The sequence below is a fragment of the Seonamhaeicola sp. ABD4_175 genome (assembly GCF_056160885.1).
In genome coordinates this window covers 12,927-36,270 of record NZ_JBSWYC010000003.1, presented here as the reverse complement: position 1 = coordinate 36,270, position 23,344 = coordinate 12,927, and the positions used below count along the sequence as shown (strand labels likewise).

Genomic DNA, 23,344 nt, shown 5'->3' with positions numbered 1-23,344 from the left:
ACCTGAAATAATATAAGCTACTTTAATTCTATTTTTAGAATTTCATTAGTTTCATTTGTAACTCTAAAACGGTTATCTGCTCTTCGATTTATAATCCAAACAATGTCTTCGCCTGAGCACAGTAGCAGTGAGCTTTCTTTATCTAAAAGTGATAATTTTTCGTCTTTAAAGTATTTGCTAACACGTTTTTTACCTACCATTCCGAAAGGAAAAAACACATCGCCAACTTCCCATTTTCTAATAGTTAAAGGTAGTTTTAAAAGTGCTTTATCTACAAAAATTGTATTGGCTTCGTTGTGTGCTATGGCATCAACTTGCGTAAATGTTATATTACCAAAAGGGGTTTCAATTACTTCAGAAAATGAATTTATGGTAATGTTTTTTATGGCGTTGGTTTCTATGTGACTTAATAATAAAGTTTCGCCATGTTTTATAAGCCTATGCGTGTTACTTAAAACGTATTTGCCTGATTGAGCGTCTAGTAAATTAACCACATCATTCCACTCTGTAAATCCGTATTCTTTTAACGTTTCAAACAAATAAGCTTTGGGGTTGTTATGCTTTTTAAATGCCGAAATATTAAATACTATTTTGTTATCTTCAATGGTATTTATGGCTTCAGCAAAAAAGAGTTCCATATAATCTTCAACAATATCGGCTGTATCGCTTAAATTACTAATGGTGCCTTGGTAGCTTTGTAATAAGCTTGGGTTTATTTCTTTTAAAATAGGAATAATTTCGTGGCGTAACTTGTTTCTTAAATATTTTGTTGAAGCATTACTGCTATCAACCCGCCATTCTAAACTATTACTTTTAGCATAATCTATTACGTTTTCTCGAGAAAAAGGCAGTAGCGGACGCACAAATTTGTTGTTCACTTCGGGTATGCCCGTTAAACCATCTAAACCTGTGCCTCTTGAAAAATTTATAAGAAATGTTTCTAAATTATCATCGGCATGGTGTGCTGTTAAAATATAATCGAACTCTAATTGTTGGGCTAATTCATCAAACCAGAAATAGCGCAGTTCGCGCGCAGCCATTTGAATGGATACTTTATTTAAAACTGAATAGCCTTCGGTATCAAAACTTTCAGTAAAAGCTTCAATATCTAGTTTATTAGCCAGTTCAATTACAAATTGTTCATCGGCATCACTTTCATTTCCTCGTAAATTAAAATTGCAATGTGCTAATGAAACATCTAAGCCCAAATTATAACATAAGTGTACCAAAACAACACTGTCTACACCACCAGAAATGGCTATTAACAGTCTACTTTCTTTTAAAAATGGCAGGTTTTGAGTTATATGTTGTTGTAGTTTTTCTAACATACTCAAATTTAGTTTTTATTTTAACGTTGGCAAGTGGTAGTGTTTAAAATTAATTTTTAAATACAATTACTTTTATAACTATAACCGCTTGAAAGAACTGTTAAATTCTATCCCTCAAGCACTTCGCGCATGGCTTTGGCTTTTACCAAACATTCTTCGTATTCTTTAAACGGATCGCTTTTTGCTGTAATGGCGCCACCAACAGAATAAGATACGTATTTTTTTGTGGCGTTGTATAAAATACTTCTAATAACTACGTTAAAATCGAAATCATTATTGGGTGTAAAATAACCAATGGCGCCAGAATATAAACCGCGTTTGGTTTCTTCAAGAGTTTCAATAATTTTCATGGCCGAAATTTTTGGTGCGCCCGTCATGCTTCCCATTGGGAATGTTGTTTGTATAATATCAACAGGATGTGTGGTAGTTTCTACCTGCGATGTTACGGTAGAAATCATTTGATGCACCTGTTCAAAAGTATATATTTTACATAATTCTTTTACTTTAACACTACCCTTTTTTGCGGTTTTTGAAAGATCATTTCGTACCAAATCTACAATCATAATATTTTCACTACGCTCTTTTTCATCATTACTCAAATTGGTTTTTAGCGTATTATCTTCTCGCTTGTTTTTTGAGCGTTTTGCGGTACCTTTTATAGGTTGCGAAATAACAGTAGTTCCTTCTTTTTTTATATAACGCTCGGGTGATGCACTCAATACATATTTATTGTGAAATTTAACAAACGTAGCAAATGGCGGACTACTAATTGCATTGAGCTTGCAGTATGTTTCTAAAGGATTAATTGTTGTGTTTTCAGCATAAAATTCTTGACAAAAATTAGCCTCATAAATACTGCCATGTTTTATATGTTTTAGCATTTTTGAAACCTTCTTAAAATAAGCATCTTTATGAATACGCAGTTTAATTTTTACTTGATTATCCTTTTTTTCATGCTTTTCAACTTGTTTAAATTCGTCATTTTCAAAACTACCAATAGCTTTTAAATCTTGTTTAATATCATGTTTTAGGTAATTTAAGTATTTAATTTCAACGGTTTCACCTTTAAATAAAAAAAGTTTTTTAGGTTGAAAAAAATACAAATCTGGAAACTGTAAGCCATCAAAATTATTTGATGTTAGCGCTTCAATACCGTTTTTTAAATCGTATGTTAAATAGCCAAAAACCCAGTCGTTTACTTCAGTCTGGTAAGCTTTAAGCTTACTAAAAGCATTTTTGTAATTAGTTTGAATACTTGACGAAGCATTAACCGCCAAAACCGCATCAAAACTGCTATGAGTTTGTTTGTAATTGTTTGAATCTAACCAAATAACTTCATTAAATTGTTGTGCCCAAAGCAATACTTGCTTTTTAAAAGCCAAAACATTTTGCGGTTTGTAAATTTGTGTAGTTCTCAACAAAAAAATTTATGTGCAAATTTAGTGAGTTTACTTAAAAAATTAAGAGTTTTGTGTAATACTTTAAAAACGTTTTATTATGTATCATTTAAAGAACAATTGTCTTGAAATTTCAGTAAAACAAAAGGGCGCCGAGTTATGCAGTATTAAATCTACCAAAAACAACACCCAATTTATGTGGCAAGCCAACCCAAATATTTGGGGAAGCCACGCACCAAACCTATTCCCTATTATTGGTGTTTTAAAAGATGGTGCTTTTATTTTTGAAGACGAAAAATATAACTTAACAAAGCACGGATTTATTAGAAACAATAGTGATATTACATGTATTAAAAGCAGTAAAAAAAGTTTAACTTTTGGTTTTTTGTATAACAATGCGTTGCTTAAAACATACCCATTTAAATTTAATTTCAATATATCTTTTATTTTAAATGATAATATTATTGAAGTAGAACATACGGTAAAAAATATTGATGATAAAACACTTTATTTTTCACTTGGTGGGCACCCTGCATTTAATTGTCCGGTTTTTGAAAACGAAACTTATAACGATTACAGCTTAGAGTTTGAGCATACCGAAAACTCAAAATCTTACCTTTTAAATACTGAAAACAGTTTAATGACTAATAATACCAAAATGGTATTAAACAATTCAAAAACGCTGCCGCTAACTCACAATTTATTTGCTGAAGATGCGCTAGTTTTTAAAGATTTAAAATCTAAAAAAGTAACACTAAAAAGTTCTAAAAATGGGGATGTTTTAACTGTAAACTATAACAATTTTGATTATTTAGGCATTTGGGCAAAAACCAATGGTAATTTTATATGCATTGAGCCTTGGCTTGGTGTTGGTGATAATGAAACCACCAACCAACAATTAACTGAAAAGGAAGGCATCATTCCTTTAGAAGTCAACAAAACCTTTACAGCATCATATTTCATTGAAATAAACAAAAAGCATTTATAATACCTATCTTTGTTGCCTAAAACAACAAACCGTGACGTTTCAAGATTTAAATTTAAACACACCTTTATTTAATGCCTTAAATGATTTAGGCTTTACAACACCAACGCCCATTCAAGCCAAAGCTTTTAACGTAGTAAGCTCAGGTAGAGATGTGGTTGGTATTGCGCAAACGGGTACCGGTAAAACGTTTGCTTATATGTTACCTATTTTGAAAAATTTAAAGTTTTCAAAACAAGAAAATCCTAGAGTTTTAATTTTAGTACCAACAAGAGAATTAGTGGTACAGGTTGTTGAAGAAATTGAAAAGCTTTCAAAATACATTAACAATAGGGTTTTAGGTGTATATGGCGGCACAAATATTAACACACAAAAACAAGCTATTGCACAAGGTTTAGATATTTTAGTAGCCACTCCCGGTAGGTTGTATGATTTAGCTTTAAGCCGTGTATTACAACTAAAGTCTATTCAAAAATTAGTTATTGACGAGGTTGATGTTATGCTAGATTTAGGGTTTAGGCATCAACTCATAAATATTTTTGATTTACTGCCTGAACGCCGACAAAACATCATGTTTTCTGCAACCATGACACAAGATGTTGATGAACTTATAACTGATTTTTTTAGAAACCCAGAACGTATTTCTATAGCCGTTTCTGGTACACCTTTAGAAAATATTTCACAAAATAAATACAAGGTACCAAACTTTTACACCAAAGTGAATTTATTAATTCACCTTTTAAATGATACTGAAACATTTAATAAAGTTTTAATTTTTGTGGCTTATAAACGAATGGCAGATCGTTTATTTGAAAAATTAGATGAACATTTTAAAGAAGAATTATGTGTAATTCATTCTAATAAAACCCAAAACTACAGATTACGAAGTATAGAACAGTTTAAAGAAGGACACAATAGAATTTTAATAGCTACCGATGTTATGGCGCGCGGGTTAGATATTGATAACGTATCACATGTAATAAATTTTGATACTCCAGACTATCCTGAAAATTACATGCACCGCATTGGAAGAACTGGTAGAGCCGAACGCAAAGGAACAGCATTAGTGTTTTCTACGGAAAAAGAACAAGATGCTATTGAAAACATTGAGGCTTTAATGAACATGAAAATTCCTCTGGTTGAAATTCCTGAAATGGTTGAAATTTCTACAGAATTAATTGAAGAAGAACGCCCACAAATACGAGAACGCAATAACCCAACTAAAAAAACCGATGAAGATGCTCCTGGACCTGCGTTTCATGAAAAAAAAGACAAAAACAGAAAAGAAAACTTAGGCGGCAAATACCGACGAGAAATTGCTAAAAAATATAAAAAACCTAAAACACGCGGCGATAAAAATGCTAATCGAAGAAAAAAGCGTTAAAAAACCCATTTAATATTTCATTATGACATTAAAACTATTTACATCCTTTGCTTTATTAGTTTGCTTAAACACTAACATATACGCTACACATGAACCAAAATGGGGTGCTAAAGGCCACAGGGTTGTTGGTGAAATTGCAAGTAAATATTTAAAGCATAAAACTAAAAAAGCCATAAAGAAATTATTAAATAGAGAATCTTTAGCCTTCACATCAACATTTGCCGATGAAATTAAATCTGACCGCAGATATGATGCATTTTACACCTGGCATTACATTAACATGCCAATGGATGCCGATTATGATGCTACTAAACGTAACCCTAAAGGCGATTTAGTTAGCGGTATTGAGCAATGCATTTCTGTTATTAAAAATAAAACTTCAAGTAATGAAGACAAGGCATTTTATTTAAAATTACTCATACATTTAGTAGGAGATTTACACCAACCAATGCACGTTGGTTTAGCCGAAGATAAAGGTGGAAACGATTTTAAAGTGCAATGGTTTTATGAAGACTCTAATCTACATAAAGTTTGGGACACCGAAATGATTGAACATTATGGCATGAGTTATTCTGAACTGGCTGACAATGCTAGTTACCTACCAAAAGAAACCATTAAAAACATACAAAAAGGCACAATTATAGATTGGGTTAACCAAACACATAAACTCACAAGAGAGATTTACGATAACGTATCGCCAAATGCCAATTTAAAATATAGTTATTCGTATAAAAACTTTAGCACCGTAAGATCACAATTACAAATTGCAGGTATAAGGTTAGCTAAAATTTTAAATGATTTGTTTTAAACAACATACAATATTAAATTTCATATAAGGTATACTTATTTTTAAGCATATTTTTTAAGCCATCAACACCATTTAATTATTTTGTAATGAGAAAGCTTTTATTGTTATTTTTTATTTTAATTATCACAAACCTAAACGCTCAAAAAAAAGAAATTCTTCTTGTTGCAACAATGCATGAAGTTCCAAAATTGTTAAAAAACAGTTACAAACCTCTTTTTAAAAAAACATTAGAATATAAGCCCGATGCAATTTTTGTTGAAAATGCAATGCCTGATGATTCCTTAAGTTGGGCATATTTAAAAAATGGTTACAGTAAAAGTTTAAAAGATTTTTACAAGTATTCGCAAAAAGTAAAACAAACATTTAATTTTAACAAAGACTCTTTGCATTATTGGCTTACAATAGATTTTGACAAATTAACCACTGAAAATTATAAAAACATATTACTATCATTTGCTCACCAATGCGACTATGCTAACTATTTTTATTATCAGTATCTTCAAAAATATTATCCTGAGGGACACAAAAAATCTAAAAGAAATGAAGATTACGAACTATCTAGGAAATTAGCCTTAAAATTACATCATAAAAAAATATACAGCGCCGATGACCAACAAACCAACGGTGAATTCCATAAACATTGGTATGCCTGTGATAAAGAAATGGCTAATTCTAAATTTGAAAAACGAGAAAAAAAACTAAGCAAAAAAATATTTTTCAGAGAAATATTTCCTTCTATAGTTGGTAGATATGGAATTATAAACAATAAAATGAAACACTTAAAATTACTTGATAGTTTAAGTGGACTAAAGTTTTCAAATCAAAAAAACACAAACTGTGTAAAAGCTGTAGACTATTTCAACCAAAGAAACAGTCGTTTTGCTATGAATCTGGGTAATCAAATAAAAAATAATGGTTTTGAAAAAAATGTTTTATTTGTTGGAGCTTCTCATATTGTTGGTTTAAAAGAAGTATTAAACCTTCAATTTCCAGATATTAAAGTCGTTCTCTTTGATGAATTGTAACTGTAGTTTTTTGTTGTTATCATTTTATTTAAAAACACCATGCTTTTCTTTTGCAAGTTTTGGCGCCCAAATTTTAACATCGTCAAATTTGCCAACATCATCAAAAGAACCTAAACCAATATAACCCTTTTTAAAATGAGTGTCTGTGGCACGCATTATGGGCGTTTCAATATTATCAAAATAAATTTCAATTAACCCTTCTTTTACTTTTCTAACTACTCTAACAGTGTGCCATGAATTTTCTTTTCCCCAATTTGTTCCATTGGTTCTTTGTTTAGCAATACTTATGCGTGGGGCATCATTCACAATAAAAATACTATTTGCATGTTTATCTGCTTTTGATGCTATATGTGTGTAATAAAAATTTGATGCATCATTAAAGCCAAAAATTAAACATAAATCTCTGTGCGGATATTCACGTCCATTTTGATTCATTTTCACTTCTAAAATAAAATCTTCAAAATGAATTGTTTTAAGCAAAGCTATGTTAAATGGTGAACGAACTGTTGGCTGATAATTACTTTGATTAAAAAGTTCTAAAACACTATTATTATTTTCTTTTGAAACACGCCAAACCTCAGCATCAGTCATTTCAAAATCATGTATTGCCTGGGGTTGTTCAAAATCTTGAACATATACTAGTTTGTAATTTGAAGGTATTGTAGCTTGGGTATTTGCTGTAAAACAAACTAATAAAACTAAAATTATGGATGTTATAAACTTCATTTAAACAATTTTATAGTTTATGAAATTACTGTTTTATATGAAGAAATAAAAAAATCCCCTTCTAAATTAATAGAAAGGGAATTATAGAGAGTCTTTCAAATTACAAAAAGTAACCAACCAAATTTTAACCCTAACTTAAAGCTATTTTTGCACTTTTACTTGACTCTCTGTAATATCTTTTATTGGTATAATTAATTTACCTTCGGGTGTTTTTAAGGTAATACACATATTGTCTATAGCTTCAACTTCACCTTTAATGTCTTTAAATTCAATTATTTGACCAACTTCGTATGTTTTACGGGCGTAGAATGTTTTTAATAAATCGCCAACTACTTTTTGTGCACCTAAACCAAACGCTAAAGCAAAAGCAAATAATAATGCGCCTAGTATTAATGTTAAGTTACTTGTTATAATTTCAGTATCTACACCTGCTTGGTTTAAGGCTGTTATTGATGTAAAAATTAAAATGATAAAAAATACTATTTGACTTAGCATTTTACCACCAGACAAATCCATAGATTCAAAAAATGATTTTAATGCTTTTTTTATGGTATTTGCTAAAATTAAACCTATGGTAAAAATTACAACAGCAGCAAATAATTGAGGTAAATAGGCTAATAAATCACTTATTTGTTGTGATATCATGGTAAGGTTTAAAATATCAGACACCATGATTATGAGCATGATATACATTACCCATTTTACAAAATTTGATACTATTTTTACAGTGTTGAAGTTCAATTTCTTGCCTTCAACTATTTCAATTTCATTTAATTTATCATCAAGCTTATCTGCTTTGGCTAATTTTAATGCTTTTTTAATGAGTTTAACTACAAATTTTGTGACAATTAAACCTACTATTAATATTATTAATGCTCCAATAATACTTGGAAACATTTTAGTTATTTCTAACCACATAGCTCTTAAAGATTCCATGGCTATGTTTTTGTATTCTGTTACTTTGTTCATGCTATTAAATTAAGTTAAGGTTATTTTTTGGTGTTTTTATCTCTTTGATTAATAACAGACTCTATAATATCGCCAATATTATATGAGAATAGAGCAGCTAATTCCATTAACAATTTTGCCATGGCAATATCATTCATAACCTTCCCTTTAAGTTCCGTTGGAACTTCTTTTAGGGGTGTATTTACGTATTTAAATGGATTATCCATTGTACAATTCGTTATAAACGGTTATTAACTTATCTTTTGCTCGTTTAATTCTCATTTTAACGGCACTCTCACCAATACCTAAGGCACTTACTAAATCTTTTATAGAAAGGCCATCTTGGTATTTAAGTAGCAATATCATTTTTTCATCGGGTGAAATTTCTTCTAAAGCTACTTTTAATTGCTCAACTTTCATATTTACAAAACTGTTATCATCTTCTTCATCTTCTGATACATTTTCAATATCAGCGTAATCAACAGCTTGTTTTTCAAACTTTTTAGCTGTATTTCTGGTTACAAAATTAACACAATGATTATATGTGAAGGCATACAACCATGTTGAAAATTTTGAGGTTCCTTTAAAGCTAGCTAATTTAACAAAGAGTTTTAAAAACACATCTTGCGTTAAATCTTTAGCTTCATCTGCATCTTTTGCAAACCCAAAACATTTATTGTACACCAGGTGTGAATACCTGTCGTACAGTATTTCAAAAAGCAACGTGTCATTGTTTTTCACAATTGCTTTTACCAAATCCTCATCGGATAGCTTATTAATGTTTTTTAGGGTTTTCAAAATTTAGCCTACAGCTATTTGGTTTGTTATGAGTTAAGACACTTGTTTTTATTATAGGTCACTTATTATTAATAATATTTCTGTTATTTTTTATTTTCATGTGATTTACAGGCAATTAAACTTCTTTTTTTTCTCCAAATATTTTTTTTCTGAAACCACTAAAAAGCGCTACTGCCCCAATGGCTATAAATTTCCAAAATTTTAAAATAATGGCAAAAAAGCCTGCTTTTGCTAATATTTTACCGGCAATTAAACCGCCAATACCGTATGCTGCAACTTGGTCTATATCTGGATTAAAATCTGAATAACGATTTCCTGGAGTAAACTCAACACTTTTAATAATTTTATCTCTATCTGAATTAAAATTGTTAAGCATTGAAATATCGCCAATGGCATTTAAATTAAGGTATCCTTTACGGCCTAAAACACGAATATTGTAATTTAATGTGTTTACATCGGCATCATCAAACTTAAGTTCTTTAGCCCAGTGTAATTTTTTGTTTTCTTGATCATAATACGGTGCTGATGCCCAACCAACAAGCTGTACAGTTGGGTAACCAAGTTCTTTGCGCTCGTTGTTAGTGGCATTTGTATCTTCCTGCATTTCTTCAAGTAAATCATCATAGTCTAAATCTTCAGCATCTTCATCATCAATGTAACCTTCTTCGGCATAATCAATTTCAACACAAAATGTAAAATGATCGTGCATAGGTGTCATATCTTCAGGGAATAATAACCCCATAGATTTGCTTGGTGGGTTTCCCCATAAATCGGTTAAAACGCGCTGACTTTGTTGGCTATCTAAAAATTTAAAGCCTTGTGGCACATGTAAGGTAGCTAAACCTTCGCCTAATTCAATAGTACCTGTTTGATAAGTAAATGATTTGTTTATACTATCTAAAACAAAGGCGTAACGAGCTTCTTGCAATGCTAAAGAATCTACTGCTTCTTGTGAAAAAGCGCATAAACTTGTAATAAATAATACTGAAAATAACAGTTTTTTCATGTTGTTGAGTTGAAAATGGTTAGTATTAAAGTTTTATAAAAAACCTCTTATTCAAACCTACGAATTTTCTTCACAAAAAAGAACTGTTGCCATATTTACTTAATAAAAAATTTACTTTTTATAATGCTTATTATACCCTCTGTACCCAAAATAACCTAGTAGTGCTACAAACCCTAATGCTATTGCTATAGTTTGAAAACTTGCTATTTGTTGGCCAGATTGGTATGAGTGCAAGCCAGATAGGTAGAAATTAACGCCAAAATATGTAAATATTATAAATGAAATTGCTATTACCGATGAGAAATTGAACATCCAACGGCCACGTAAACCGGGTATTAAACGCATATGAATAACAAAGGCATACATCATGATACTTATAAGTGCCCAAGTTTCTTTGGGGTCCCATCCCCAATAACGCCCCCAACTTTCATTGGCCCACATACCGCCCAAAAAGTTACCAATGGTTAGCATTACTAAACCAACTGTTAAGGCCATTTCATTAATAATGGTAAGCTCTTTTATGTTTAAATCCATTTTAGCTTTGTTTTTGGTATTAGTTACCGCCATTAAAAATAGAGATACTACACCTAAAACCATACCTAATGTAAAAGGCCCGTAACTTGCTACAATAACTGCTACGTGAATCATTAACCAATAACTATTTAATACGGGTTGTAAGTTAGCTATTGAAGGATCCATCCATTGCCAATGCGCTATCATTAATAACATAGCTGTTACAAACGCTGCTGCTGCAACGGTTAAATCTGATCCTGATTTGTTTAAACTTAAAACTGAAGTACCTTTTTTTCTGCTTATACCGGTAATTAAACCAAACAACATGGTAGACCACGCTACATAAATCATAGATTCATAAGCATCACTCCAAGGAGCGTGACCAGAAACATACCAACGCATAATTAAACCACCCAAATGCACAAAAAACAAAGCCACTATTACCCATTTAAAAAAGGCTATTAAACGGTTTATAACCTTACTTTTATCTTTAAATATTTGAACAATTAGTAAAATGAACATTAATGAACCTGCGTACATATACCAACTAAATAGTTTTTTGAAAATATCGTATTTGTTGTATAGTACTTCAGTGTGAATTTTATCATCACTTAACATCACTTCACTACCATATTTATGTTGGGTTTTTTTAAAGGCTTTAAGAAGTTTTTCAGCCTCTGAAAAATCACCCGATTGCTTAGCATTATTCAATGTGTATAAATAGGCTTGAAATCCGTTTTTTATAAAATTTCCGTATAAAGAATCTTGTATTTTATGCTGACCAAATTTATAATCGTATGATGAAATCCAAGTATTCTTTTCATCATTTGGTAACGGAAATAAACGTAACGATGCACCTTCAACCGTATTATATAAAAGATTAACACGCTTATGCGCCTCTTGCAATTCTTTTTGGTAACCATTTGGTTTGTTGGTACTAAAGGCATCTTCTAAAAAAGGTTCTAGTTTGTAAGCGCCTTTATCTGTAAAAAAATCGGCTAAGGCTACATATTTATCATCTACACTTGTACCAATTATATGCCTAATGGTATCGGCTTTCTTTTTAGCTAAATAAATAACAGGCACATTATACCAAAGCCTAGGGCTTTCTTGCATTGATAAGAAAATTTGGTGCGCATCAAAACCTTCATAAGTATCTAATTTACTTATTTTACGCAACATTTCTGAGGCGTAGGTGCTTACTGGTTTCATACGGCCATCTAAATCTTGAATTACCAAATGTGCAAAATCTTCGGCATGTGCTTTTGGTGTTATATTGGCTGTTAAAATAGAATCTATTTGTGCTTTTGTTGGCTTGGTTTGTGTAGCAGTATGCGCATTATGGTTATGTTCTTCATGCTCATTATGTTGTGTTGTTTGTGAGAAACCTGCCAGTGCTAAGCTTAAAAATAAAACTGTTAAAAGCTTAGTTTTCTTTTCTTTAACTTTATTTAATTGCTTTCTTAAATCTGAAAAACGTGTACCTTTTACAAATAGAATTGCAAGCATGCCAAGATAAAGCATAAAATAACCTATGTAAGTGAATAAAGTACCCCAATAATCATGATTTACAGATAGTATTGTGCCGCTTTCATCAGGAAAAAAGCTAGATTGAAAGAACCTGTAACCTTTATGGTTTAAAATATTGTTCATGTATATTTTATAATCGAAACTACCGCTTTCATCATCAATAACGGTTACTTGACTTGAGTATGCCGAATTAATATCTGAACCAGGAAATTTATCGGCTTTAAAATCGTTTAATTTTATGCTAAAAGGCAACTCTAAAACTTTTGCGCCGTATTGAAATGCAAAGTCTAAACCACCTACTTGTATTTGTTTGAATGGACGCGACATACCTTGGCCTCCTAAAACGCCAATGCGCTTAGTTTCGCCGTTAGTTGTCACTTTCAACACAATACCATCTTCATCATTTTTAAGCACTTGTGGTTTTTTAACCACATCAAAAACACCTTTTACAACAGGTTTTGGAAACACCATTTGCATGTTACCAATACGGTATAATGAGCGTAATTTTAAGGGCTGAATACTGTCTTTTATTAAAGCACCTTGCTCTTGGGTGGCCATAGTCATGTATGTGCCTTCAAAAGGCGACTCTATAGACAACATATCATTTTCAAAATACAAATTAACTGCACCTTTAGCGGGGTTATTTAAAGTAAAAATAACATTATGAATACTGGCCTGCTCGCCTACTTTTAAAAAATGGTTATGGGCACCGCCACCGCCAGATTCTACTATTTTTAAATATGATTCGCCATTTTCGTTGGGTATAACATCTTCTTCTGCACCTGCAATAAACTTTTCTAATGCAATGGTAACCGGTTGTTTGTTGTACTGCGTTTCAATTTTAAAATTATTTTGCAATCGTTTAGAAAAATCTACTTCATATTGCAATGGTAACCGCTGTTGAACACCGTTAATTTCATAATCGCCATCAATGTAAGCTGTAACGTATGTTTTTTGTGAAAGAAAAGTGTTTTCTGTACCGCCTTCGGGTATAGACATCATACCTTCAAAACTTATATATCTTGTTATAAAAGCGCCTAAAAAAATGAATATAAAAGCTAAATGTAGTAGTAAAACTGACCATTTTTCTTTTTTGTATAATCTGTATCTAAAAATATTTCCAACAAAATTTATAACAAAAAGCCCCATGATAGCCTCAAACCACCAAGCGTTATAAATTAAATTTCTTGTGTAGGGTGTTGGTGAAGTTTCTTGGCCAGCATCTAAAAAAGTGCCTGTAATCATAGCGGCGGCAAAAACAATAAATAATACACCAGTAAGACGTGTTGAAAATAGAATATTAGCGAGTTTTTTTTGCATAATTGTACCCTTTTTTAAGGTGCTGCAAATTTACGTATTTATGTTTACTTTATAGTGTTAAAGTTTGCTTAAAGAAACGCTGTTTATTTAAGTGTTCGTGCTTGAAAAATATGCATGTATAGAAATGTGCTCATTTTTCTGGCACGCCTTTTTGCGTTTTCAGCATAATCACCTTCAAAAAGTTCATCTACCGTTTGCAACCATAGGTTTAGCCAAATACCAAAATGTAATTCTGTTATGCTACTATTATTGTTTTTATCAACCGTAATATGCGCTTTTAATGGATTGCCGTAATATTTGGTTTTTAAAAACAAGCTAGATTCCCAAAAGCTGGTTAAGTTTTGTAAATGGGCATCCCAATCTTTAATAGCTTCGTTAAAAAAAGGAGCTAATGTTTCATTATTTCTTACTTTTTTATAAAATGAAACTACTAATAAGAATACATCGCTTCTGTTTTTAATATCTGTTTTTTTCATGATTAACAAAGATACGGGAATACGGTTTTATTTTAGCTATTATTAGTTATTTTTGCGTCATGATTTCAGTAACTATTTTAGGTGCAGGCAATGTTGCCACACATTTATACAACGCTTTTACAAAAGCTAATGATGTAACCGTTAAGCAATGGTATAATCGTAATTTAAATACTATAACACATTACAAAAATAACGTTAGTATTACCAATAATTTGAATGATTTAAAAGAAGCCGATGTGTATATTTTAGCGATTAGTGATGATGCTGTAGCCCAATTATCGGAACAATTACCTTTTGAAAATAAAATTGTTGTACACACATCGGGCAGCGTAAATGTGCATGATTTAGACAGAAAACACAAACGCGGTGTATTTTACCCTTTGCAAAGTTTTAGTAAAACGGCTCAATTAGATTTTGCCAACGTACCCATTTGTATTGAAACTGTTAACAAACCCGACTATCACATATTAAAAGCTTTGGCTTTGGCTATTGGCAGCCCCGTTAAAAAGGTTAATAGTGACCAAAGGCAAGTATTGCATTTAGCGGCTGTTTTTGTTAATAATTTTACTAACCAGTTATACCGTATTGGCCATGAAATTACAGAAAGTGAAGGTGCAGAATTTGATTTACTAAAACCATTAATTTTAGAAACAGCTAAAAAAGTTCAACATTTATCACCTTACAAAGCACAAACGGGTCCTGCTAAACGTAACGATAAAAAAACAATAAAAAAACATTTAAGTATATTGAATAACCCAGAGCACGAGGCTATTTATAATTTACTTACTAAATCTATTCAAAAAACACACAATGGAAGATAAAAGCTATAAAGAATACCTTGAAAACATAAATACCTTTATTTTTGATGTTGATGGCGTTTTAACCGATGGTAGCGTTACTGTTATGACTAACGGTGACATGCTTAGAACCATGAATATAAAAGATGGTTATGCTTTAAAAACTGCAGTTGATGCAGGTTTTAATGTGTGTATTATTTCTGGCGGATCAAATGAAGGCGTACGCAAACGTTTAGAAGGCTTAGGCATAAAAGATATTTTTTTAGGCGCTCACAATAAAATTGAACAACTTAACACCTACACCCAAAATAAAAATGTTAATTTAGAAAACGTGCTTTATATGGGTGATGATATTCCAGATTACCCTGTGATGAAACTAGTAGGTTTACCATGTTGCCCACAAGATGCTGTGCAAGAAATTAAAGGTATTTCAAAATACATTTCGCATAAAAGCGGTGGTAAAGGCGCTGTACGTGATGTTATTGAACAAGTATTAAAAATACACAACAAATGGTATGGTAATTTCCATGCTAAATACGACTAATAAATTAAAGCTTTGGCCAGAAACAAAAGAAGACATACCACCGGTTTTGGTTACATTGGTTTTGGTAATAACCAAAATGTATTTAACCAAAGTACAAACCGTGCATTTTCTTCTTTAAAAGAAAAATTAGATGATGAAACCCATTATCATTTCAAATTAAATTTTACACACCACACGTTAACAAAGGCCGAAAAACAACTTATTAAAAATAAAATACGAAATGATGAAAAAACAAGAACCCGCAAAACCATATTAGGTTTTTTAATTGTTTTTAGCCTCATTTTAGGGGTAATTATTTACTTAATAAACAGTGTAATGTCTTATTTATAATGCTTTAAAATGCCTTTATTAAAGCTTATCCGCTATAAAAACCTCATCATGATTGCCATTGTGCAATTACTTATTAAATATACTTTTTTACAACCTTTGGGCGCTGCTATAAGTTTAAATACCATTGGGTTTATATCCCTAACATTAGCTACCATTTTTATAGCAGCTGCTGGCAATATCATCAATGATATTTTTGATGTGGAAACCGATTTAATTAACAAACCTAAAAAGGTAATTGTTGGTAAATTAATTTCAGAAAAAACTGCTTTCACTCTATTTATTATTTTCAATTTCATTGGTGTTGGTTTAGGGTATTACACATCGTTTTTGGTTGGTAAACCAGCTTTCTTTTCCTTATTTGTAGTTATTTCAGTATTACTTTATATGTATGCTAGCTACCTAAAACAAACCATTTTAATTGGCAACATTGTTGTTTCGTTGTTAGTAGCACTAAGCCTTGTAATTGTTGGTGTTTTTGATTTGCTTCCGGCCATTAACGACTACAATATGTCTTTACAATTAATGTATTTTAAAACTATTTTAAACTATGCTTTTTTTGCCTTTTTAATAAACCTTTCACGCGAAATAGCTAAAGACATAGAAGATATTAACGGCGATTTTAAAGCAGGCATGAACACATTACCCATTGCTATTGGCAGAACACGAGCTAAAAATCTATTATTTGCCCTAATTATTATACCCATTCTTGCTGTAACTTATTACTTAGTCTACAAAATATACAAACATCAATATTTGGTAATTTACTTTTTACTAACCGTTTTAGGTCCATTAATTTACACAGCAATTAAAATATTTAATGCTAAAACAAAAACACACTACTCACATGTAAGTAATATGCTTAAAATAGTTATGTTTTTTGGTGTGCTTTCTTTACTTTTATACAACTATGCTTAACGAAAAACTAAAAAACCATCACATAATTTTAGCTTCAGGTTCACCAAGAAGACAAGCCTTTTTTAAAGGTTTAAATTTAGATTTTGAAATTCGCCTAAAACCCGTTAAAGAAGAATACCCTAACAGGCTAACACATTTTGAAATTAGTAACTATTTAGCCCAATTAAAAGCCTTACCATTTAAAAACGAATTAAAAGAAAACGATATTTTAATTACAAGTGATACCATTGTGTGGCACAAGAATAAAGCCTTAGGCAAACCTAAAGACGCACTAGATGCTTATGCTATTTTAAAATCTTTAAGCAACCAAACACATGAGGTTATAACATCGGTTTGTTTTACTTCAAAAAACTTTGAAAAAACACTTCATAACACAACTAAAGTAACCTTTAAAGCACTTACCGATGACGAAATTTGGTATTACATAAATACCTGTAAACCTTTTGATAAAGCAGGCGCTTACGGCATACAAGAATGGATTGGTAAAATTGCCGTTACTAAAATTGAAGGCTCATTTTTTAATGTTGTTGGTTTGCCGGTTCATCTTGTTTATAAAACGTTAAATGACATTGCCAACAGCCAATAACTTTGTATTTTTAAGTCTAAAACACTTAAAATGAAAGTCTTTTTACAATTTGTAATAATTTGTTTGTGCTTAAATGCATGCAACAAACAACCCAAAAATAAAATATTAGCCAATAATATAACTTCAGAAGTAAAAAAAGAACCACAAAAACTATCTGATAATTTTAAAAACTATTGGTATGCCGGTGAAGCTGAAATAACATCGTACACTTTAGAGCAAGCCCGCTACGGAGAAATTAGAAAAGGACATGCCGTTTTAATTTATGTTACTGAAGATTTTTTACCCAAAGCACAAGTAAAAGCCAATAACCAAAACCCATCAAACATTCCTATTTTAAAACTAAACGCTACTAAAACATTTAACACAGGTATTTACCCATATTCTGTAATGCAAAGTGTTTTTTACCCCGTTTCAAACAACCAACACGCTATAAAAGTTTCAAATTCTATGCAAGAATGGTGTGGCCACGTATATGCTCAATTAAACAATAAAAATGATTTTGAAATAACATCGCATTCATATTTTGAAGGTGAAGCCGATAAAAATTTCACACTTAAAAAAGCCATTCTAGAAAATGAATTATGGACACAGCTTCGTATAAACCCAAAAACATTACCAACCGGCAATTTAAATATTATTCCTGCTTTTGAATTTACCAGAATGCGCCACATTCCTATTAAAGCCTACAAAGCAACAGCCACCTTAAACCCTGATAATTTCACCATAAATTACCCAGAATTACAACGCCAATTAACCATTAATTTCAATAATAATTTTCCTTATGAAATTTTAAGTTGGACGGAAACATTTAAAAGTGGCTTTGGTACAAATGCACAAACACTTACAACCAAAGCCACAAAGCTAAAAACCTTAAAATCTGACTATTGGAATAAAAACCAAAATAAGCACGAAATTCTTAGAGATACACTGTTTTTAAATTAAAATTATTTAAGCTTCTGCTGTATCTTTGCATAAAATAATTTGTATGTTTTTTACTAATTACAAACATGAACTCATTGCGTCTGGCATACTTTTAGTATCGCTTTTAGTTGTTAGGTTTATTGCTAATTTCACAATAACAAAAGTTGCCGAAAAAAACAGTATTAATTTAGCCAGAATTAGGTTAATGCGCAGGTATGTTGCTGTTACTTTATTTTTAATTGCTTTACTTATTGAAGCGTTTATATTAGGTGCAGAGTTTAAAGATTTGGCGCTTGTTTTTACATCTGTTTTCACAATACTTGGCATTGCCCTTTTTGCCATTTGGTCTATTTTAAGCAATGTAACATCGGGCATTATAATGTTTTTTAATTTCCCTTATAAAGTAGGCGATAAAATTGAAATTCATGATAAAGATTTTCCTGTAACAGCCATTATTGAAGACATCCGTTCTTTTCAACTTCACCTACGTTTAGAGAATGGCGATTTGGTTACTTACCCCAACAACTTAATGCTTCAAAAAGCCGTAACACTTGTTCAAAAAGATGCTATTGAAGAGATTGCATATGATGATGGCTCAGATATAGTTTAAAATCTATACTTTTAATTTATGGCAAGAAAACGTTTATACCGTTCTAAAAAAAAGTTAGGACAAATACCTGGCACTGTTGTTTACACCGGTGAGCGCGCTAAAGAACAACTATCTTTAGAAGCTTTTGATTTTGATAAAGATGCCTACACAGAAAAACAACTTGCTACAATTGAAGATTGTTTCAATTACAAAAACACTAACACCGTTAGTTGGGTAAATTTAAATGGTCTTAACCATGTTGAAGCTATTGAAAACTTAGGTAAACACTATGAAATTCATCACTTAGTTTTAGAAGATATTGTAAACATTGCACAACGCCCCAAAGTAGATGACCATGAAAACTATTTGTTTTTTGTATTAAAAATGTTGTATTACAATAGTGAAAACCAACTAGTATCTGAACAAGTAAGTTTTATTCTTGGTAAAAACTATGTGTTTACATTTCAAGAAGCCGAAGGAGATGTTTTTGATCCCATAAGAGACCGTATTAGAAACGCCAAAGGCAGAATACGAAACATGCAGGCCGATTACCTTTTATACACACTCATTGATGCTATTGTTGATCATTATTTTAGCATTATTGAAATTTTGGGTGATAAAATTGAAGACTTAGAAACTGCTGTTTTTGCCAATAAAACCAGTGACGATTTAAGCATTGAAATACAAGATTTAAAGCGCGAAGTTTTACGTGTTAGGCGTGCTGTGTTTCCGCTACGCGATATCATTAATAAAATAGAAAAAAATGATACCGCTTTAATTAACAACAAAACCATACATTATTTTAAAGATGTGTATGACCATTTAACACAAGTATCTGAAAATATTGAGCTACACCGCGAAGTTATTGGCGGTTTAATGGGCATGTATTTAACCAGTATTAGTAATAAAATGAATGAAGTTATGAAGGTGCTAACCATTATGGCTTCTATTTTTATTCCTTTAACCTTTATAGCTGGTGTTTACGGTATGAACTTTGCCTACATACCAGAGCTGCAATACAAATATGCTTACTTTGTGTTTTGGGGTGTTATGGTGCTTCTATTTTTAATTTTACTTTACTATTTTAAAAGAAAAAAGTGGTTGTAATATTACTTTAAAATAACCAATTATGTCAAAATGACATAATGAAAACACCTCAAATTAACACCTTTGTTTTGGTATGTTTTTTGAAAATATATAAACGTACAACTTATGTATAATTCAAAAAATATATAAAGATGAAAACACTAAAAATTATACCCTTGTTTTGTCTGTTATTTTTTAATTGTTCAGCACAAACCAAGCAAAAAAACAAAACCGAAAACAAACCAAAAGAAAACATTACAGTAAATAAAGAGTTTGATGAATTTGGCAACCTAAAACGCTATGATTCTGTTTACAGTTACAGCTATTTATCACATGAAAAATTACACGATAGTTTACACCAAAAATTTGGAAAGCTCATATCTGAAAACTCAATTTTTAAAGATTCGTTTTTTGAAGATTTTTTCAAAGAAGATTCTACATTTAATAACTTCAAACATCCAAAGTTCTTTTTTAATCAGTTTGAAAATAACAACCATATAAACAACATGATGAAGTATATGGATTCAATACAACAACAATTTTTTAACTACGGTAATGCACCTTTAATTCCTGCAGAGCCAGAGAAAACCATTCATAAATACTCAAAAAAAATATAAATAGGGTATTTAAAAGTTTTACAAAACCGTTAAATAAAATTTAAAACCAGCCTTAGCGCTGGTTTGTTTTTTATATTTGGCTGAGCAAAAATTCACATCATGCCAAAACGCATATTCTTTTTTTTATACATTTCATTAAGTATTAGCGTGTTAAATATAAACGCGCAAAAACCACAAACACCAACATCTACACAAATTTATGAATCTATTCAAAAACTAAACTTTTTAGGTTCTGTATTGTATGTTGCAGCTCACCCCGATGATGAAAACACACGGTTAATTGCATACATGGCTAACCAAGTTAAAGCGCGTACTGCTTACCTTTCTTTAACACGTGGTGATGGCGGCCAAAACCTAATTGGACCAGAAATTAGAGAACTTTTAGGCGTTATAAGAACCCAAGAATTACTGGCAGCAAGACGTGTAGATGGTGGCGAGCAAATATTCTCTAGAGCTAATGATTTTGGTTACTCAAAACACCCAGAAGAAACTTTGTCTATTTGGGACGAAAAACAAGTTTTAAGCGATGTTGTTTTGGCTATTAGAAAATTTAAACCCGATGTAATTATAAACAGGTTTGACCACAGAACACCGGGCACAACACACGGACACCACACAACATCGGCTATGTTAAGTTTTGAAGCTTTTGATTTGGCTGCTAATAAAAATGCATTCCCAGAATTATTACAATATACAAGCACATGGCAACCTAAACGCTTGTTTTTTAACACCAATTGGTGGTTTTACGGTAGCCAAGAAAAATTTGACAAAGTAGACAAAAGCAACATGCTTCATTTTGATATTGGTGTATATTATCCATTAAAGGGCTTATCAAATAATGAGGTGGCTGCACTTGCTAGTAGCCAGCATTTATGTCAAGGATTTGGCAGATTATCACAACGCGGATCAAAAGAAGAGTATGTTGAATTAATTAAAGGTGAACCTGTTGAAAATAATGATATTTTTTCGGGTGTTGATACCTCTTGGAACCGTGTTAAAGGCGGCAAAGCTATTGGAGCTATCTTATACGAAATTGAAAATAACTTTAATTTCACTAATCCTTCAGCACATTTACCTGCGTTAATAAACGCTTTCAAACTGCTTCAAAATATAGAAAATCAACATTGGAAAACTATAAAAACCAAAGAACTTAAACGTATTATTGAAATGTGTGCTGGTTTATATTTAGAAGCATCGGCATCAACACCTGCTATTGCAGCCAATAACAATGTTAAAATAGACATTGAAGCCTTAAACCGAAGTACAGCAAATATTACACTTAAAAACATTAGTATTTCGCCATTAAACCAAGTAGAACACACCGATGTTCCACTTCAAAACAATAAAAAATTCACCTATACTTTTAACAGTATTATACCTAAAAACACAGCTACAACTAATGCGTATTGGTTAAATGAAAAAGGAAGTTTAGGCATGTACAAGGTTGATGATAAAACAATTATTGGAAACCCCGAAACCAAAAGAGCGCTTCAAGCCAATTTTGAAGTAGATTTTGATGGTTACACCATTAGTTTTGAAAAAGATGTTGTGCATCGATATTCAAAACCAGATAAAGGCGAACTGTATCGTCCGTTTGAAATTATTCCTGAAGCTTCAGCTAAAATATCAGAAAAAGTCATCATTTTCAACAATAACAAACAGCACGATGTATCTGTAATTGTAAAAGCCGGAAAAGATGATTTAGAAGGTCTTGTTGAAGTATGCCATCCAGATGGTTGGAGCGTATTTCCAAAAAATCAAAAAATTAATATAAAGCATAAAGGCGAAGCGCAAACCTTAGTATTTACTATTATTCCGCCAAAAAATGAAAGCGAAGGTTTTATAAGTCCTATTGTGCATGTTGGAGACAAAAGTTACACCAAAGAACTTATTGATATAAGTTATGAACACATACCACACCAAACCGTTCTATTACCAAGCGAAAGTAAAGTTGTTAGATTAAACATAAAAAAACGTGGTGAAAATATTGCGTACATTCAAGGTGCCGGCGATGTGGTTCCTGAAAGTTTAGAGCAAATTGGCTATAATGTTCGTATTATTAAAACCGAAGAAATCACCGCCGAATTATTAAGCAATTTTGATGCTGTTGTTGTTGGCATTAGAGCTTACAACACCTTAGATGAGTTAGATTTTAAACAGCAAACGCTTTTTGATTTTGTGGCCAAAGGCGGCAATATGATTGTGCAATACAACACATCACACAGATTAAAAACCAAACAGTTAGCGCCTTATGATTTAACATTATCACGCGATAGAGTAACCGATGAAAATGCTGAAGTTACGTTTTTAAATCCGCAACACGAAGTATTAAATTTCCCAAATAAAATAACCCAAAAAGATTTTGAAGGGTGGACACAAGAACGTGGCTTGTATTTTCCAAATTATTGGGCAAAGGAGTTTACCCCTATTCTATCAATGCACGATAAAAACGAAAGACCTAAAAACGGCAGTTTACTTGTTGCCAAACACGGTAAAGGCCATTATATTTATACAGGTTTAAGCTTTTTTAGAGAGTTTCCTGCGGGTATTTCGGGTGCTTACAGATTGTTTGCCAATATGCTATCATTAGGTAAAGAAGATTTAAAATTAGAAGCCAAAATAAAACACTAATAATGCAAGACAACAACCAACCCAAACAACCATGGCTAAAGTTATACTCTTTGGTTTTAATAGCTAATGCCGTATATTTTATAT

At 31.5% G+C, this 23,344-nt stretch carries 23 protein-coding genes; 14 read left to right on the top strand and 9 right to left on the bottom strand.

Annotated features, from left to right (window positions below):
* Positions 1–17: 17 nt before the first annotated feature.
* Together tilS and ACXAG4_RS10130 are read right to left on the bottom strand one after the other, a co-directional pair.
* Positions 18–1,328 carry a tRNA lysidine(34) synthetase TilS gene (gene tilS, locus ACXAG4_RS10135; RefSeq protein WP_475295969.1) on the bottom strand — a complete coding sequence of 437 codons (1,311 nt, stop codon included), beginning with the start codon at positions 1,326–1,328 and terminating at the stop codon, positions 18–20.
* A 107-nt stretch (positions 1,329–1,435) separates the two neighbouring features.
* Positions 1,436–2,746, bottom strand: a complete 1,311-nt coding sequence (locus ACXAG4_RS10130) for an anthranilate synthase component I family protein (RefSeq protein WP_475295968.1) — start codon at positions 2,744–2,746, stop codon at positions 1,436–1,438.
* Positions 2,747–2,825: 79 nt separating this feature from the next.
* On the opposite strand from ACXAG4_RS10130, the gene ACXAG4_RS10125 reads away from it, so the two are divergent.
* The 4 genes from ACXAG4_RS10125 to ACXAG4_RS10110 all read left to right on the top strand — a co-directional run bounded on the left by ACXAG4_RS10125 (position 2,826) and on the right by ACXAG4_RS10110 (position 6,927).
* On the top strand, positions 2,826–3,713 hold the full coding sequence (locus ACXAG4_RS10125) for an aldose 1-epimerase family protein (RefSeq protein ID WP_475295967.1): 888 nt from the start codon (positions 2,826–2,828) through the stop codon (positions 3,711–3,713).
* A gap of 31 nt (positions 3,714–3,744) precedes the next feature.
* The gene (locus ACXAG4_RS10120) at positions 3,745–5,094 is read left to right on the top strand and encodes a DEAD/DEAH box helicase (RefSeq protein ID WP_475295966.1); all 1,350 of its coding nucleotides are present in this window, start codon (positions 3,745–3,747) and stop codon (positions 5,092–5,094) included.
* A gap of 22 nt (positions 5,095–5,116) precedes the next feature.
* Complete coding sequence (locus ACXAG4_RS10115) at positions 5,117–5,902, top strand: S1/P1 nuclease (protein WP_475295965.1); 786 nt, start codon at positions 5,117–5,119, stop codon at positions 5,900–5,902.
* Between the two features lie 86 nt (positions 5,903–5,988).
* On the top strand, positions 5,989–6,927 hold the full coding sequence (locus ACXAG4_RS10110; RefSeq protein ID WP_475295964.1) for a DUF5694 domain-containing protein: 939 nt from the start codon (positions 5,989–5,991) through the stop codon (positions 6,925–6,927).
* Positions 6,928–6,951: 24 nt separating this feature from the next.
* Here ACXAG4_RS10110 and ACXAG4_RS10105 read toward each other — a convergent pair whose 3' ends face one another.
* From ACXAG4_RS10105 to ACXAG4_RS10075, 7 genes are all read right to left on the bottom strand, one after another.
* On the bottom strand, positions 6,952–7,653 hold the full coding sequence (locus ACXAG4_RS10105) for a hypothetical protein (RefSeq protein ID WP_475295963.1): 702 nt from the start codon (positions 7,651–7,653) through the stop codon (positions 6,952–6,954).
* Between the two features lie 141 nt (positions 7,654–7,794).
* Positions 7,795–8,622 (bottom strand): mechanosensitive ion channel family protein, encoded by an 828-nt coding sequence (locus ACXAG4_RS10100; protein ID WP_475295962.1) that lies wholly within the window; start codon positions 8,620–8,622, stop codon positions 7,795–7,797.
* A gap of 20 nt (positions 8,623–8,642) precedes the next feature.
* On the bottom strand, positions 8,643–8,828 hold the full coding sequence (locus tag ACXAG4_RS10095; RefSeq protein WP_475295961.1) for a hypothetical protein: 186 nt from the start codon (positions 8,826–8,828) through the stop codon (positions 8,643–8,645).
* Positions 8,821–9,399, bottom strand: a complete 579-nt coding sequence (locus ACXAG4_RS10090) for an RNA polymerase sigma factor (RefSeq protein ID WP_475295960.1) — start codon at positions 9,397–9,399, stop codon at positions 8,821–8,823. Before ACXAG4_RS10090 ends, ACXAG4_RS10095 begins: the two co-directional genes overlap by 8 nt.
* A gap of 115 nt (positions 9,400–9,514) precedes the next feature.
* Positions 9,515–10,405, bottom strand: a complete 891-nt coding sequence (locus tag ACXAG4_RS10085) for a DUF2167 domain-containing protein (protein WP_475295959.1) — start codon at positions 10,403–10,405, stop codon at positions 9,515–9,517.
* Between the two features lie 111 nt (positions 10,406–10,516).
* Complete coding sequence (gene ccsA, locus ACXAG4_RS10080) at positions 10,517–13,768, bottom strand: cytochrome c biogenesis protein CcsA (protein WP_475295958.1); 3,252 nt, start codon at positions 13,766–13,768, stop codon at positions 10,517–10,519.
* An 83-nt stretch (positions 13,769–13,851) separates the two neighbouring features.
* A complete protein-coding gene (locus ACXAG4_RS10075) occupies positions 13,852–14,244 on the bottom strand; it encodes a group III truncated hemoglobin (RefSeq protein WP_475295957.1) in 393 nt (130 codons plus the stop codon).
* 59 nt (positions 14,245–14,303) lie between these two features.
* On the opposite strand from ACXAG4_RS10075, the gene ACXAG4_RS10070 reads away from it, so the two are divergent.
* From ACXAG4_RS10070 to ACXAG4_RS10025, 10 genes are all read left to right on the top strand, one after another.
* Positions 14,304–15,065, top strand: coding sequence for a Rossmann-like and DUF2520 domain-containing protein (locus tag ACXAG4_RS10070; RefSeq protein ID WP_475295956.1), 762 nt, complete (start codon positions 14,304–14,306; stop codon positions 15,063–15,065).
* Entirely contained in the window at positions 15,055–15,585 is a 531-nt protein-coding gene (locus ACXAG4_RS10065; protein WP_475295955.1) for a KdsC family phosphatase, read from the top strand. Before ACXAG4_RS10070 ends, ACXAG4_RS10065 begins: the two co-directional genes overlap by 11 nt.
* Positions 15,586–15,597: 12 nt before the next feature.
* The gene (locus ACXAG4_RS10060) at positions 15,598–15,915 is read left to right on the top strand and encodes a hypothetical protein (protein WP_475295954.1); all 318 of its coding nucleotides are present in this window, start codon (positions 15,598–15,600) and stop codon (positions 15,913–15,915) included.
* 9 nt (positions 15,916–15,924) lie between these two features.
* Positions 15,925–16,830, top strand: coding sequence for a geranylgeranylglycerol-phosphate geranylgeranyltransferase (locus ACXAG4_RS10055; protein WP_475295953.1), 906 nt, complete (start codon positions 15,925–15,927; stop codon positions 16,828–16,830).
* Entirely contained in the window at positions 16,823–17,416 is a 594-nt protein-coding gene (locus tag ACXAG4_RS10050; RefSeq protein WP_475295952.1) for a Maf-like protein, read from the top strand. Before ACXAG4_RS10055 ends, ACXAG4_RS10050 begins: the two co-directional genes overlap by 8 nt.
* 30 nt (positions 17,417–17,446) lie before the next feature.
* Positions 17,447–18,358, top strand: coding sequence for a septum formation inhibitor Maf (locus tag ACXAG4_RS10045; protein ID WP_475295951.1), 912 nt, complete (start codon positions 17,447–17,449; stop codon positions 18,356–18,358).
* A 43-nt stretch (positions 18,359–18,401) separates the two neighbouring features.
* Positions 18,402–18,947: a mechanosensitive ion channel domain-containing protein gene (locus tag ACXAG4_RS10040; protein WP_475295950.1), complete on the top strand. Its 546-nt coding sequence runs from the start codon at positions 18,402–18,404 to the stop codon at positions 18,945–18,947.
* 18 nt (positions 18,948–18,965) lie between these two features.
* The gene (gene corA / locus ACXAG4_RS10035; RefSeq protein WP_475295949.1) at positions 18,966–20,033 is read left to right on the top strand and encodes a magnesium/cobalt transporter CorA; all 1,068 of its coding nucleotides are present in this window, start codon (positions 18,966–18,968) and stop codon (positions 20,031–20,033) included.
* A gap of 131 nt (positions 20,034–20,164) precedes the next feature.
* Positions 20,165–20,629, top strand: a complete 465-nt coding sequence (locus ACXAG4_RS10030) for a hypothetical protein (protein ID WP_475295948.1) — start codon at positions 20,165–20,167, stop codon at positions 20,627–20,629.
* A gap of 99 nt (positions 20,630–20,728) precedes the next feature.
* Positions 20,729–23,260, top strand: coding sequence for a PIG-L family deacetylase (locus ACXAG4_RS10025; RefSeq protein WP_475295947.1), 2,532 nt, complete (start codon positions 20,729–20,731; stop codon positions 23,258–23,260).
* The last annotated feature ends 84 nt before the right edge of the window (positions 23,261–23,344 follow it).

Excerpts from the sequence above, each read along its gene's own strand:
- tilS (WP_475295969.1), bottom strand. The coding sequence starts at position 1,328 with ATGTTAGAAAAACTACAACAACATATAACTCAAAACCTGCCATTTTTA.
- ACXAG4_RS10125 (WP_475295967.1), top strand. The coding sequence starts at position 2,826 with ATGTATCATTTAAAGAACAATTGTCTTGAAATTTCAGTAAAACAAAAG.
- ACXAG4_RS10115 (WP_475295965.1), top strand. The coding sequence starts at position 5,117 with ATGACATTAAAACTATTTACATCCTTTGCTTTATTAGTTTGCTTAAAC.
- ACXAG4_RS10110 (WP_475295964.1), top strand. The coding sequence starts at position 5,989 with ATGAGAAAGCTTTTATTGTTATTTTTTATTTTAATTATCACAAACCTA.
- ACXAG4_RS10105 (WP_475295963.1), bottom strand. The coding sequence starts at position 7,653 with ATGAAGTTTATAACATCCATAATTTTAGTTTTATTAGTTTGTTTTACA.
- ACXAG4_RS10100 (WP_475295962.1), bottom strand. The coding sequence starts at position 8,622 with ATGAACAAAGTAACAGAATACAAAAACATAGCCATGGAATCTTTAAGA.
- ACXAG4_RS10095 (WP_475295961.1), bottom strand. The coding sequence starts at position 8,828 with ATGGATAATCCATTTAAATACGTAAATACACCCCTAAAAGAAGTTCCA.
- ACXAG4_RS10085 (WP_475295959.1), bottom strand. The coding sequence starts at position 10,405 with ATGAAAAAACTGTTATTTTCAGTATTATTTATTACAAGTTTATGCGCT.
- ccsA (WP_475295958.1), bottom strand. The coding sequence starts at position 13,768 with ATGCAAAAAAAACTCGCTAATATTCTATTTTCAACACGTCTTACTGGT.
- ACXAG4_RS10075 (WP_475295957.1), bottom strand. The coding sequence starts at position 14,244 with ATGAAAAAAACAGATATTAAAAACAGAAGCGATGTATTCTTATTAGTA.
- ACXAG4_RS10070 (WP_475295956.1), top strand. The coding sequence starts at position 14,304 with ATGATTTCAGTAACTATTTTAGGTGCAGGCAATGTTGCCACACATTTA.
- ACXAG4_RS10065 (WP_475295955.1), top strand. The coding sequence starts at position 15,055 with ATGGAAGATAAAAGCTATAAAGAATACCTTGAAAACATAAATACCTTT.
- ACXAG4_RS10055 (WP_475295953.1), top strand. The coding sequence starts at position 15,925 with ATGCCTTTATTAAAGCTTATCCGCTATAAAAACCTCATCATGATTGCC.
- ACXAG4_RS10050 (WP_475295952.1), top strand. The coding sequence starts at position 16,823 with ATGCTTAACGAAAAACTAAAAAACCATCACATAATTTTAGCTTCAGGT.
- ACXAG4_RS10045 (WP_475295951.1), top strand. The coding sequence starts at position 17,447 with ATGAAAGTCTTTTTACAATTTGTAATAATTTGTTTGTGCTTAAATGCA.
- ACXAG4_RS10040 (WP_475295950.1), top strand. The coding sequence starts at position 18,402 with ATGTTTTTTACTAATTACAAACATGAACTCATTGCGTCTGGCATACTT.
- corA (WP_475295949.1), top strand. The coding sequence starts at position 18,966 with ATGGCAAGAAAACGTTTATACCGTTCTAAAAAAAAGTTAGGACAAATA.
- ACXAG4_RS10030 (WP_475295948.1), top strand. The coding sequence starts at position 20,165 with ATGAAAACACTAAAAATTATACCCTTGTTTTGTCTGTTATTTTTTAAT.
- ACXAG4_RS10025 (WP_475295947.1), top strand. The coding sequence starts at position 20,729 with ATGCCAAAACGCATATTCTTTTTTTTATACATTTCATTAAGTATTAGC.